This is a genomic window from Burkholderia sp. YIM B11467, from assembly GCF_052952715.1.
The window spans coordinates 427,474-439,285 of sequence record NZ_JBQVSQ010000001.1 but is presented as its reverse complement, the minus strand read 5'-3'; the positions used below and the strand labels follow the sequence as shown (position 1 = coordinate 439,285).

The 11,812-nt window shown below is 65.1% G+C and carries 13 protein-coding genes; 8 read left to right on the top strand and 5 right to left on the bottom strand.

Translation table 11 applies throughout. The annotated features are described in order from the left end of the window. The first annotated feature begins 69 nt into the window (after positions 1-69). The 5 genes from ACTRWB_RS01970 to ACTRWB_RS01950 all read left to right on the top strand — a co-directional run bounded on the left by ACTRWB_RS01970 (position 70) and on the right by ACTRWB_RS01950 (position 5,710). Positions 70-960, top strand: a complete 891-nt coding sequence (locus ACTRWB_RS01970; RefSeq protein WP_129516657.1) for an IclR family transcriptional regulator — start codon at positions 70-72, stop codon at positions 958-960. A 310-nt stretch (positions 961-1,270) separates the two neighbouring features. After that, entirely contained in the window at positions 1,271-2,395 is a 1,125-nt protein-coding gene (locus ACTRWB_RS01965; RefSeq protein WP_446901399.1) for a porin, read from the top strand. 39 nt (positions 2,396-2,434) lie between these two features. Beyond that, positions 2,435-2,647 carry a DUF3311 domain-containing protein gene (locus ACTRWB_RS01960; protein WP_129516659.1) on the top strand — a complete coding sequence of 71 codons (213 nt, stop codon included), beginning with the start codon at positions 2,435-2,437 and terminating at the stop codon, positions 2,645-2,647. Next, on the top strand, positions 2,644-4,122 hold the full coding sequence (locus ACTRWB_RS01955) for a sodium:solute symporter family protein (RefSeq protein ID WP_343490614.1): 1,479 nt from the start codon (positions 2,644-2,646) through the stop codon (positions 4,120-4,122). Before ACTRWB_RS01960 ends, ACTRWB_RS01955 begins: the two co-directional genes overlap by 4 nt. A 103-nt stretch (positions 4,123-4,225) precedes the next feature. After that, complete coding sequence (locus tag ACTRWB_RS01950; RefSeq protein ID WP_446900733.1) at positions 4,226-5,710, top strand: amidohydrolase family protein; 1,485 nt, start codon at positions 4,226-4,228, stop codon at positions 5,708-5,710. A gap of 79 nt (positions 5,711-5,789) precedes the next feature. Here ACTRWB_RS01950 and ACTRWB_RS01945 read toward each other — a convergent pair whose 3' ends face one another. Then, positions 5,790-6,533, bottom strand: a complete 744-nt coding sequence (locus ACTRWB_RS01945) for an SDR family oxidoreductase (protein ID WP_446900732.1) — start codon at positions 6,531-6,533, stop codon at positions 5,790-5,792. Between ACTRWB_RS01945 and ACTRWB_RS01940 the strand changes: the two genes are divergently transcribed. Together ACTRWB_RS01940 and ACTRWB_RS01935 are read left to right on the top strand one after the other, a co-directional pair. Then, a complete protein-coding gene (locus tag ACTRWB_RS01940; RefSeq protein WP_446900731.1) occupies positions 6,522-7,574 on the top strand; it encodes an AraC family transcriptional regulator N-terminal domain-containing protein in 1,053 nt (350 codons plus the stop codon). The two genes, ACTRWB_RS01945 and ACTRWB_RS01940, sit on opposite strands and share 12 nt — an antisense overlap. A 132-nt stretch (positions 7,575-7,706) precedes the next feature. Continuing rightward, positions 7,707-8,090 carry a hypothetical protein gene (locus ACTRWB_RS01935; protein WP_446900730.1) on the top strand — a complete coding sequence of 128 codons (384 nt, stop codon included), beginning with the start codon at positions 7,707-7,709 and terminating at the stop codon, positions 8,088-8,090. 163 nt (positions 8,091-8,253) lie between these two features. On the opposite strand, the gene ACTRWB_RS01930 is transcribed toward ACTRWB_RS01935, so the two are convergent. From ACTRWB_RS01930 to ACTRWB_RS01915, 4 genes are all read right to left on the bottom strand, one after another. After that, a complete protein-coding gene (locus tag ACTRWB_RS01930) occupies positions 8,254-8,712 on the bottom strand; it encodes a hypothetical protein (RefSeq protein WP_446900729.1) in 459 nt (152 codons plus the stop codon). Between the two features lie 186 nt (positions 8,713-8,898). Further along, positions 8,899-9,744, bottom strand: a complete 846-nt coding sequence (locus ACTRWB_RS01925) for an MBL fold metallo-hydrolase (protein ID WP_446900728.1) — start codon at positions 9,742-9,744, stop codon at positions 8,899-8,901. Between the two features lie 18 nt (positions 9,745-9,762). Further along, on the bottom strand, positions 9,763-10,089 hold the full coding sequence (locus ACTRWB_RS01920; protein WP_446900727.1) for a tautomerase family protein: 327 nt from the start codon (positions 10,087-10,089) through the stop codon (positions 9,763-9,765). 7 nt (positions 10,090-10,096) lie between these two features. Next, positions 10,097-10,642: a sugar ABC transporter gene (locus ACTRWB_RS01915; protein ID WP_446900726.1), complete on the bottom strand. Its 546-nt coding sequence runs from the start codon at positions 10,640-10,642 to the stop codon at positions 10,097-10,099. A 166-nt stretch (positions 10,643-10,808) separates the two neighbouring features. Between ACTRWB_RS01915 and ACTRWB_RS01910 the strand changes: the two genes are divergently transcribed. Beyond that, positions 10,809-11,702 (top strand): LysR substrate-binding domain-containing protein, encoded by an 894-nt coding sequence (locus ACTRWB_RS01910; protein ID WP_446900725.1) that lies wholly within the window; start codon positions 10,809-10,811, stop codon positions 11,700-11,702. Positions 11,703-11,812 lie beyond the last annotated feature (110 nt).

The following is an 11,812-nucleotide window of genomic DNA, read 5'->3' as shown; positions in this document are numbered from 1 at the left end:
GCGAATTTCGGCCGGACGACAATGGCGGCTGACGTATTCCGTTCAATGAAATTGTCGAGGAGAGCCGGCATGCAGGAACCCCTTTCGTCCGGAATGCGCGGCACGCCCGCCGCGCACGCATCCGGCGCCGACGAGGACGCCGATCCGGCCGGCGCGCCGGGCACCGGCATGCTGCAGCGCGCGTTCGCGATCCTGCGCGCGCTGGCCGGCATGCAGCAGGACGGCGTGCGCGTCACGCACCTCGCGAAGGCCGTCGGCCTCACGCAGGGCACCGCGCACCGGATCCTGCAGTCGCTGATCGCCGAAGGGATGGTCGAGCAGGACGAGCAGTCGAAGCTGTACCGGCTGAGCGTCGATTTCTTCGCGCTCGCCGCGCTGGCCGGCAACCCGAGCAGCATGCGCACGCTGTGCCGCCCCGCGCTGCTGCGACTGTGCGCGAGCCTCGGCGAAACCATCTTCCTGCTCGTGAAGAGCGGCTTCGACGCGGTGTGTCTCGACCTGTGCGAAGGGCCGTTCCCGATCCGCTCGTTTACCGGCGATATCGGCGGGCGCATCGCGCTCGGTGTCGGGCAAGGCAGCCTAGCGATCCTCGCGTTCCTGCCCGAAGCCGAACGCGAGGAAGTGATCCGCTTCAACGTGCCGCGCATTCGCGGCTACGGCGTGCTCGACGAGGTGTACCTGCGCACCGAGATCGAACGCGTGCGGCAGCTCGGTTACGCGGGCCGCAACAGCGGCGTGCTCGACGGCATGGCCGGCGTCGCGGTGCCGATTCTCGATCGCACCGGTTATCCGGTCGGCGCGCTGAGCGTCGGCACGCTCGCGTCGCGCCTCGGCGACGACCGGATGCCGATGGTCGTCGAACTGCTGCGGCGCCAGGCCGACGCGATCGGGCCGCGCACCAACCCGTTCGACGCCGCGCTGCGCCGGCCGATGCACGGGCTCTCGGGGAAAACCGCATAGGCGCGGCGCGCGCGCCGTTCCGTCAGCTTGCTTACGCGAGCCATTCACGTCTGAGCAAATCGGGCCCCGTCCAGCGGGCCTGTTCACTTTCGTTTGTCTTGCGGGGTCGCATAGGCCCCGCGCGTTTCCCCTCCATTCGATTTTCAACTGCCGACCAGTTGAACATTTCATTTCTTGATGTGATTGCGGCTGGATACCATCCAGCGACTGTCTAGACAACTCGATGCAACGCGAGCGGGATGCATGGGCAGGACCAACAAAACACAACACAACATCAATGAGCAGGTTTGGAGCGGAGACGACGGAGATGATGCAAATGAAGGGTGGGAAGACGGGCGCCGCAAGCATGGGCGCCGCGATCGCGATGCTGTTTGCCGGCACCGCGCATGCGCAGTCGACGGTGACGCTGTACGGGATCGTCGACGCGGGCGTGACCTACACGAACAACGCGAAGGGCCATGCGCTGTGGCAGTTCACGGGCGGCAATGAATCGGGCCCGCGCTGGGGCTTGATCGGCTCCGAGGATCTCGGCGGCGGCCTGAAGGCGAACTTCCGGCTCGAGAACGGCTTCAACGTCGCGAACGGCGCGCTCGGGCAGGGCGGCCGGATGTTCGGCCGTTCGGCGTGGGTCGGCCTGAGCGGCGCGAACTGGGGCGCGGTGACGCTCGGCCGCCAGTACAACTCGACGCAGGACATCCTCGGCTCGCTGCAGATGAGCAGCTTCCTCGTGCAGAACTCGACGCACCCGTTCGACAACGACGACATCAACAACACGTTCCGTCTCAACAACGCGGTCAAGTACGTGTCGCCGACGATCGCGGGGCTGCAGGCGAACCTGGTGTACGGCTTCTCGAACTCGACCGGCTTCGCGAACGACAACAGCTGGAGTGCGGGCGTCACGTACGCGAACGGGCCGCTCAATGCGGGCGCCGCGTATGCGCGCGTGAACCATCCGGCGAGCAGCGCCGCGGGCGCCGTCGCCTCCGACAACTATTACCCGTCGTCGGCGTCGGTGTTCGGCGCGAGCCTGTCGAGCGCGGTGCGCCAGCAGATCTGGGGCGCGGGCGGCAGCTACGCGATCGGGCAGGCGACGCTCGGGCTGCTGTACACGGGCTCGAACTTCGGTCAGGTGACGGGCGGCGCGCTGCGCTTCAACAACTACGAAGGCAGCCTGCGCTACATGGTGACGCCCGCGCTGATGGCCGCGGCCGGCTACACCTATACGAAGGTCGCGCGTGGCGGCGACAGCGGCCACTACCAGCAGGTGTCGGCCGGCGTGCAGTACCTGCTGTCCAAGCGCACCGACGTGTACGTGAACGGCTTCTACCAGAAGGCGTCGTCGTCGGTCGGCACGGCGTGGATCGACGGCACCGACAGCCCGTCGTCGACGACGTCGCAAGTGGCGGTGGTGGTCGGCATCCGCCAGAAGTTCTGATGCCCTGATGCGCACGCGCGTCTTCCGGAGGAGGCTCACATGAAATTCAAACTGTTGCTGGCGTCGTTGCCGTTCGTCGGGATGTATTCGGGCGGCTCGATCGCCGAGGTGCGGCCGCTGCTGTTCGGGCTGCCGTTCCTGCTCGTCTGGAACCTGATCTGGATGGCGGCGACCGCCGCGATCCTCGCGATCCTGTTCCATCTCGACGAGCGCGACGCGGCCCGCGACGGCCGCACGGGAGACGCGCAATGAACGCTTCGATCATCATCATCGCGGCGTTCGCCGTGTTCGCGCTCGCGATCGGCGTGATGGCGCGCCGCGGCCGCAAGCTCACGCTCGAGCAGTGGGCGGTCGGTGGGCGCGGCTTCGGTTCGCTGCTCACGTTCCTGCTGATGGCCGGCGAGGCGTTCTCGACGTTCTCGTTCCTCGGCGCGAGCGGCTGGACCTACAGCAAGGGCGTGCCGGCGTTCTACATCCTGTCGTACGGCTGCCTCGCGTTCGTGATCGGCTACTGGATGCTGCCGGCGGTCTGGCGTTACGCGAAGGAGCGCGGGCTCGTATCGTTCGCCGATTATTTCGCGGCGAAGTACGACAGCCGCGCGATCGGCGTGCTGGTGTCGATCGTCGCGGTGTTCGCGATGGTGTCGCTGCTGATGATCCAGTTGCGCGGGCTCGGCGTGATCGTGTCGGAGATGTCGTACGGGCTGATTCCGCAGGCGGCCGCGATCTGGATCGCCGCGACGCTGATGGCCGTCTACATGGTCGTGTCGGGCATTCACGGGTCGGCGAGCATCGCGATCTTCAAGGACGTGCTGATCCTCGCGATCGCGATCTTCCTCGGCCTGTACCTGCCGATGCATTATTACGGCGGCCTCGGCGAGATGTTCGCGAAGATCGACGCCGCGCATCCCGAACTGCTGCGCATGCCCGAGCATGGTTTCAACCTGAGCTGGTACAACTCGACGATCCTGCTCACGTCGCTCGGTTATTACCTGTATCCGCACGGCTTCACCGCGATCTACGTCGCGAAGGACGAGCGCGCGCTGCGCCGCAACGTGATCCTGATGCCGCTGTACCAGGTGCTGATCGCGTTCCTGTTCCTCGTCGGCTTCGCGGCCGTGATGACCGTGCACGGGCTCGAAGGCGCGCAGACCGATCTCGCGCTGCTGCGGCTCGTGAAGCAGACCTTCCCCGCGTGGTTCGTCGGCATCGTCGGCGGAACGGGCTTGCTGACCGCGCTGGTGCCGGGCTCGCTGATCATGCTGAACGCATCGACGACGATCGCGCGCAACATCTACCGCGAAGGCTTCGCACCGAACGCGACCGACCGCGAAGTGACGCGCGTCGCGCGGATCGCGCTGCCAATCTTCACGCTGGTGGTTGTCTACTTCGTGCTGCGCGGCGGCGCGACCTTCGTCACGCTCGCGATCTTCTCGTCGAGCCTGCTCACGCAGCTCGTGCCGATGCTCGCGTCGAGCTTCCTGAAGCGGCCGTTCGGCACGCGTGAAGGCGCGTTCGCGGGCATCGTCGCCGGCGCGATCGTGATTGCGATGACGAACTACTACGGCGTGACGCTCGCGTCGCTGTTCCCCGGCGCGTCGAACACGCTGACGTCGATCAACCCGGGGCTCGTCGCGCTCGCGGTGAACGCGGTGGTGTTCATCGCGATCAGCGCGGTGCAGCGCAAGCTGAAGGCCCGTGTCGCGGCGCCGGTCGGCTCCGCGTGACAGCTGCTTCGTCATGACGATAGCGAGCCGCCGGGCACTCAACCGGCGGCTTTGCCGTTCAACGGCGTCATGACCCTCCCGAATCACAACAGGACAATACGCGATGACTACCGAGGTAAAACGAGAGGAAACACGAGAGGACCCGCGCGAAGCGATCGACATCCTGATCGCGAACGGCTGCGTGATCACGATGGACCCGCAGCGGCGCGTGATCGACAACGGCGCGGTTGCCGTGAAGGGCGATCGCATCGTTGCCGTGGGCGGCACCGATGAATTGCAGGCGCGCTACCGCGCCGCGCGCACGATCGATGCGCGCCGCAAGGCCGTGCTGCCGGGGCTGATCGATGCGCATGCGCACGCGGGCCACGCGATGCTGCGCACGATCGGCGGCGCGGACGGCGATGCTTGGTCGGCCGCGGCCGAGACGATCTACACGCGCGCATCGGACGAGGCGTTCTGGGAGACCGAATCGCATCTCGCCGCGCTCGAACGGCTGAAGGCCGGCGTGACGACGGGCGTGTCGTTGCTCGGCGGCGGCAACTCGATCATGCGTGTCGACGATCCCGTGTACGCGCGGCGCCATTGCGACGCGGTCGTGCGCACCGGCACGCGCTCGATCGTCGCGGTCGGCCCGTCGCGTCCGCCCGCGCCGCGTGTGTACACACGCCACACGCCGGACGGCGGCGACACGCGCGACATCGATTTCGACACGATGTATGACGTGTGCGAGGACATCATCGACGCATGCCACGGCGACGCCGACGGCCGGATCCGGATCGCGCTCACGCTGCCCGTGTACGGCCCCGAGCACGACCCGGAACTCGTGCAATACGAGCGCGACTTCCGCGACCAGGCCGCGCGCTACGTCGCCTTGGCGCGTGAGCGTGGGCTGACGTTCACGCAGGACGGCCACCGCGCCGGCACGCTCGCATTCGCGCATCGCGAGCTCGGGCTGCTCGGTCCGACGTCGTTCATGTCGCACAGCATCGACCTGACCGACGACGACATCGCCGCCTGTGTGGAGACGGGCACCGCGATCGTCCACAACCCGAGCGCGATCATGTCGATCATCGGGCGCTGCCCGGTGCCCGAACTGATCGACGCAGGCGTGACGGTGGCGATCGCGTCCGACGGCGCCGCGCCCGATCGTGGCTACGACATGTTCCGCCACATGTGGCAGTGCATGCATTACCACCGCCGGCATTTCCGCGACCCGGACGTGCTGCCGCACGGCAAGGTGCTGGAGATGGTGACGATCGATGCGGCGAAGGCGCTGTCGATCGATCACGAAGTCGGCTCGCTTGAAGCCGGCAAGTTCGCCGACGTCATCCTCGTCGACCTGTTCCGGCCGCACATGATGCCGATGAACATGCCCGTGTACCGCGTCACGTGTTTCGCGAACGCGGCCGACGTGTGCATGACGATGGTCGGCGGGCGCGTGCTGATGGAAGATCGGAAGGTGCTGTCGGTCGATGAGAACGCGATTCTCGAGCGGGTGAACGAAGTCGCGGAACGCACGATTGAACGCAGCGGCCTGCGTCATCTGCTCGACGAGCCGGCGACGCTGTGGGGGCGCAGTCACTATTGAGCGACGGCGGTTTGCGTGGCGCAAACGCGGCAAGGCCAGCCCCGATCGGGGCTGGCCTTTTTCGATTCCGGGTCTTTCGTCAACCGGTGATCGTCGCAGTCGGGCGCACGACGATCTCGTTCACGTCGACGTCGGCGGGCTGGGCGATCGCATACGCGATTGCCGCTGCGATCGCGTCCGGTTCGAGCGCAATACTGCGGTACGTCGCCATCGCGTCGGCGGCGACCGGGTCCGTGATGGTGTCGGCCAGCTCCGACGTGACGACCCCCGGACAAATGCTCGTGACGCGCAGCTTGTCGTTCTCCTGCCGCAAGCCATCGGAGATCGCGCGCACCGCATACTTCGTCGCGCAATAGACGGCGGCGGTCGGCGACACCCGCAGCCCGCCGATCGACGACACATTGACGATCTGGCCGAAACCCTGGCGATTCATCACCGGCAGCACGGCCGCGATGCCGTACAGCACGCCCTTGATGTTGACGTCGACCATGCGGTCCCATTCGTCGACTTTCAGCGACGCCATCAGCGACAGCGGCATGACGCCCGCGTTGTTGACGATGACGTCGATACGTCCGTACTCGGCGAGCGCGGCTTCGACGAAGGCGACGCTGTCGTCGCGACGCGTCACGTCAAGCGCGCGCCACGCTGCGGTGCCGCCATTGGCGCGAATGTCGCCGGCGAGGGCGGCAAGACGTTCGGTGCGACGCGCGCCGAGCATGAGCCGGGCGCCGCGGGCACCCAGATAGCGGGCAGTGGCGTCGCCGATGCCGCTGCTCGCGCCCGTGATCAGGACCACTTTCTGTTCGATGTTGTGGCTAGTCATATCCGTTCCTCGGTTCAGGTGAAGAAGCGACAGCATCGCGTGGAAGGGGCGGCGACCGGTATCCTGCGAGTCCGCATTTCTTGCACGATTCTCCGAAAATGCAGCGGCTGCGATGCGGGCCGCGATCGGGTATGCGACACTCGAACCATGGAAAAAATCACTGACCTCGCGGCGCTGATCGCGCGCCATGCGCCTGCGGACGGCGCGGTCGACACAGCAATTGAGGGTCTGGGCCTGCTGCGCTCGTCGGCCACGACGGAACCCGTGCATACGCTCTACGAGCCGTCCTGCTGCATCGTCGCGCAAGGGCGCAAGCGTGCGGTGGTCGGTGGCCGCGCGTATCAGTACGATCCGTCGAACTACCTGATCGTCGGCCTGGATTTGCCGGTGATCGGTGCGGTGATCGAGGCCAGCGCGGACAAGCCGTATCTCAGCGTGCGACTGCCGCTGAACCGTCAGGCGCTCGCCGACATGCTCATGCACGATTCAGCGAAGCCCGATCGCGGCGCGGAGCGCGCTTCACCCGCGATCGCGGTGGAAGCGGCGACGCCGCACCTGATCGATGCGGCAACGCGGCTGCTGCATCTGCTCGACACACCGGACGACATGCCCGCGCTCGCGCCGCTGATCGAGCGCGAGATTCTCTATCGCCTGTTGCGCGGGCCGCATGCCGGCATGCTGCATCAGATTGCGTATCAGACCGGCCGTATCAGCCGGATTCAGCGAGCGATCGTGTTCATTCGCCAGCACTTCACCGAAGATTTCGCCATCGACGAACTCGCCGCGCTCGCGGACATGAGCGTGTCGACTTTCCACGCGCAATTCAAGGCGGCCACGCACATGAGCCCGCTGCGTTTTCGTGCGCAGATCCGTTTGCAGGAGGCGCGCCGTCTGATGCTGGCGGAAGGACTGGGTGCGGCGGAAGCCGGGTATCGTGTCGGCTACGAAAGCCCGTCGCAATTCAGCAGGGAGTACGGGCGGCTGTTCAACGCGCCACCCAAGCGCGACGCAGAAAAACGAAAGGCCTTGGCACTCGCTTGACGATCAGGACGCACCGAAGCACGGGCGCAAGATGACGAGGTGGCACGTCGTCATCAACGCACGGAAACATTGCCGATGGTTGGCCGTCGGCGGACATGCTAGGATTTCCACCAAACAACTCCGGAGACTGCTATGCCGTTCATCTGCGAAAACGTTGAATGTCGTGCCGTGCTGGCTCGCGGTCAGGTCAGGTCCAGGCAGGAGGACAACGGGTGGTGCTTCTACTGCCCCGACTGCAATGCCAGAAACGAGTTGAAGGATGTCGGCGCACCCGGCGGTCCGGTTGAGCTGGTTCAGCCCGAACGATCCGATCTGCCGCACAAGGTGATCGCAACTGCCCGACCATTGGAGGACGGCAGATACGCCGCGCAATTGCGCGTTCAGCGGGCGCTCGGCGTGAAAGGAACGTACGCGGCCGAAGAGCACTGGGAGCAGCTCGGTGTATTCCCCGACGCGCAGGAAGCCGTCGCGCACGCGAAGTCGTTCGCCACCAACCTGCTGGAACGAACAGCCTAGCCGCTTACACCGTAACGGGTGTTGCGCGGATCGATACGGGCGGCCCACGACCGTGGGTCCGCGCGACAACCGGGCGCCGTGCGGCGTGCGCAAAGGGATACCGCATCACACCGAATCTCCCGCCAGACAGGATGTGACCGGCCTGAATTCGATCAGCGTCGATTCACGCAGCACCGCCGGTCGCGAGCTTGACGAAGAGCCGGGCCGCTTCGTTTTCATTGGACAACGCGCGCAGTGCGAGGGCGAGCGCCAGCTGGGTGTCGTGCGAGGCCGCGCTGCGATCCTGGTCGAACAGCTTGACCGCGTGACGCATGTGCTGCGCGGCCTGCGTGTGCAGCTCGACAGCCGCCGCATGAAGCTTGGCCACGTCCGCGGCACTCGCGTTCGAGCCGGACGATGAAGGTGTAGTGGATGGCGAATTGGCACCGTGCGCGCCGGCGTCGTGTGCCTGATCGATCGCATGCAACGTGTGGCCATGCGCGATCATCGCCTGATGGGCGGCGTGGGCAAAGTCCTTGCCGTCCTCGAAATGCCGCGACGCTTCGCGGTGATATCGCGCGGCCTGCTCGTGGTGCGACGCCGCAGCTTCGAGATGACCTTTCTTGCTGTGCTTCGTGTTCATGCCGGCTCCCGTGCAACTTCAGGATTGACTCGGACGGCGACCGATTCGAAGACACAGCGACAGGTCGCGGCGAGGTCCTAATCTACACGCACTGGCGCCCTGTGTGGCATTTGCGTGTCGCGGCGCATTGGCATCGCGTTCGGATTCGGCCAGGAGCCACCTTCACATGCGTCGTCGGCCGGACGTTCACGCGTCGGTCTCGTAAAACAGACCGTATTCCCCCGTCGTTCGCTTGATTCGCGCGAAACCGAGTTCGCCCAAATGCATGCCGGCGATCAAAAGCCCGTCTGAACTGACCCGGTCCAACAGCCGCGAGCGTGTGGTGGCTGCCAGCGACGGATCCTGATCGAATGCGATCGATACGTCTGGCCGTTTGATCTGGATGTGAGGGAAATGAACAACATCCCCCCACACGAGCAGGCTGCGATCGCCCGATTCGACGAGATAGCCGGTGTGCCCGTCCGTGTGACCCGGTAGCGACATCGCCATGATGCCGGGCAGCACTTCGCCGTCGTCGAACGTACGGAGCCTGTCGCGGTAGCCGTCGAATACCTGGCGCGCGATCAGGAAGTTGCCGCGGGCCCGCTCGCTGGCACGACTCAGATTTCCGTCGTCCTGCCAGAACTTGACCTCGCGTTGATGTGCTACGAGCTCCGCATTCGGAAAGGCCACTTGTCCGGCCGTATTCACCAGCCCGCCGACATGGTCGGGATGCGCGTGCGTGAGCAGGATCGTGTCGATCATGGCTGGCTCGATGCCGGCAAGCAACAAGTTGGTCTGCAGGCGGCCGCCCCATTGCTTGAACCCGCCGGCCCCACCGTCGATGAGAATCGTGCGGCCCGCGCCGCGTACCACGTAGCAGTTGATATGCACCGCGGCGGGCTCGTTCTGCCCGGCATCGCGCTGCATTCTGGAAGCCTCGGACGCGTCGATATTCGACAGGAAGTCGAGGCTGGCGGTGAGGTAACCGTCGCTGATCGCGGTGATCGTGAAATCGCCGGCTTGCTGACTGGGAAAGGTAACGGTGGACACAATGATTCTCCGGACCGATTAATTGCGGGCGTGAATGTTCGACGCGGCATGACCGAAACAACGGATGCGCGCGGTGAGACCGGTGCGGCGAACGATGGCGTTCTCCAGCGCTTCCATGAACCGGTCCATTACCGCGGGTGTGCGAAACGTCTCGACGCGATACTGCACTTCCGCGAAAACGGGATGGCCGTGCCCATGCCGAACCTCGACAAAGATCACGTGAACGTTCTTGAGCGCCGCTTCAAGGACGCGCGTGCAGAGTTCGACGCAGTCGCCGGACAGCTCGGCCAGCCGCTCGTCCGACGGCATTTGCCCCGCAGGGATATGGATGGTGACGTTGGGCATCGCGGATCTATTGTTCCTGTTCGGTCGACACGGTGCGGAAGCGGGTCAGTTGTTCCGTCATCGGCGCGTAGAGGTGGACGCCTTCGGGCACGCTCTCGGTCAACCGAGCGTTTCGCCGAGGCAGCGTGGCGAGCCAACGGCGTTCCGGGCTTTTCTCCAGCGCAACCGCGTGCATGGCCAGCGGCGTGACGCCCATCCGGATCAGCGGTTCGGGGCCGCTTGCACACAGCGCGAGGCGTTCGTCCGCATCGACCGCCGGCGCGGCGCCGATATCGCTGTACAGGTTTCGATGCCAGTCGGTGATGTGTTGCTGCCACCGGGCGAAATTGCCGCCGCCTTTCCGGCGATATTCGTCACCCGTCAGGATCTCGAGACCGTCGATCGTGTGGACGGCCAGGTAGACCGGGCAACCGTCGCTCAGCGCCTTGAAGCGCTGCGACGTGTGAAAGCCGGTAACCGAGATGAGGGCGGGCAGCTTTTCGAGGCTGTAGAAGTCGTTCCATTCGGCTTCGCTGCCGGGGTCGGCGAAGCTGCATTCCACGGTGTAGATCATCAGATTATCCTTCGGGCCGGATGAGTATTTTTCCGCGAACGATCGATGGTCGCTGCGGAAATGTAATGGTAGGCTGATGTTTCCAGCGTAGATAACGAAATAAAGTCAGCCTTCAGTGATCTTTGATCAAGCTGACGTCGGGTGCATACCCATCGGCGAGATTCCCATGCGACGCAAGATTCCAAGCAATTCCGCGCTTCAGGCTTTCGAGGCCGCGGCTCGACACGGCAGCTTCGCCCGCGCGGCCGAGGAGCTGGCGCTGACCGAGGGTGCCGTCAGTCGCCAGATCGGTCGACTGGAGGCGTTTTTAGGTGTCGCGCTGTTCGAGCGCGTGGGAAATCGGGTGCGGCTCGCCGCCAACGGCATGCGATACGCGGGGCAGGTTCGCGAGATTCTGGACCGGCTGGAACGGGACAGCCTGTATCTGATGGGGCAGCCGATCGAGGGCGCGAGCATCGACATCGCCGCCATTCCAACCTTCGCCACCCGTTGGCTTATCCCGCGACTGAAACGCTTTCAGGACAGGCATCCGAACATTACCGTGCATATCGCCGAACGGATGGAGCCCTTCCTGCTTGCCGGTAGCGGTTTCGACGCAGCGATTCATTTCGAGCATCCGGCATGGGCGGGCATGCATCTGCATCACCTGCTGGAGGAGGTGCTGGTGCCCGTCTGTAGTCCGGCGCTTCTCGAAGGCGCCGGTGCGAACGTATCGCTGGATGAACTGCCGCGCCTGCACCGGCGACAAAATCCGGACGCGTGGCAGCTTTATGCACAGGAGTCCGGCATCGCGTTGACCAATTCGGCGGTCGGCGCGCGTTACGACCTGCATTCCATGCTGATCGAAGCGGCGCTGGCCGGCTTGGGCGTGGCGTTGGTGCCGCGTCTTTACATCGAGACCGAGCTTGAACAAGGCCGTCTGGTCGCGCCCTGGCCGGACGGCAAGTCGATTGCCAAACACTTCTGTCTCGTTCTTCCCGAGCCGATCGAATTGAGCGAAGGGCCGCTACAGGCGTTTGCGAAATGGATGCTTCATGAAGCCCGGGGAATGGAGTCATGAAGCAGCGTTTGATGTTCGTCGCAAAATTGTCAGCCCTGCGGCGTTTCTTCCGCCAAGTGGTCGGCTCGCTTTGAGCTGACTTCCGTTCGCAGCGAGTCGGCGAATGGCCG

Excerpts from the sequence above, each read along its gene's own strand:
- ACTRWB_RS01970 (WP_129516657.1), top strand. The coding sequence starts at position 70 with ATGCAGGAACCCCTTTCGTCCGGAATGCGCGGCACGCCCGCCGCGCAC.
- ACTRWB_RS01965 (WP_446901399.1), top strand. The coding sequence starts at position 1,271 with ATGCAAATGAAGGGTGGGAAGACGGGCGCCGCAAGCATGGGCGCCGCG.
- ACTRWB_RS01960 (WP_129516659.1), top strand. The coding sequence starts at position 2,435 with ATGAAATTCAAACTGTTGCTGGCGTCGTTGCCGTTCGTCGGGATGTAT.
- ACTRWB_RS01955 (WP_343490614.1), top strand. The coding sequence starts at position 2,644 with ATGAACGCTTCGATCATCATCATCGCGGCGTTCGCCGTGTTCGCGCTC.
- ACTRWB_RS01950 (WP_446900733.1), top strand. The coding sequence starts at position 4,226 with ATGACTACCGAGGTAAAACGAGAGGAAACACGAGAGGACCCGCGCGAA.
- ACTRWB_RS01945 (WP_446900732.1), bottom strand. The coding sequence starts at position 6,533 with ATGACTAGCCACAACATCGAACAGAAAGTGGTCCTGATCACGGGCGCG.
- ACTRWB_RS01935 (WP_446900730.1), top strand. The coding sequence starts at position 7,707 with ATGCCGTTCATCTGCGAAAACGTTGAATGTCGTGCCGTGCTGGCTCGC.
- ACTRWB_RS01930 (WP_446900729.1), bottom strand. The coding sequence starts at position 8,712 with ATGAACACGAAGCACAGCAAGAAAGGTCATCTCGAAGCTGCGGCGTCG.
- ACTRWB_RS01920 (WP_446900727.1), bottom strand. The coding sequence starts at position 10,089 with ATGCCCAACGTCACCATCCATATCCCTGCGGGGCAAATGCCGTCGGAC.
- ACTRWB_RS01915 (WP_446900726.1), bottom strand. The coding sequence starts at position 10,642 with ATGATCTACACCGTGGAATGCAGCTTCGCCGACCCCGGCAGCGAAGCC.
- ACTRWB_RS01910 (WP_446900725.1), top strand. The coding sequence starts at position 10,809 with ATGCGACGCAAGATTCCAAGCAATTCCGCGCTTCAGGCTTTCGAGGCC.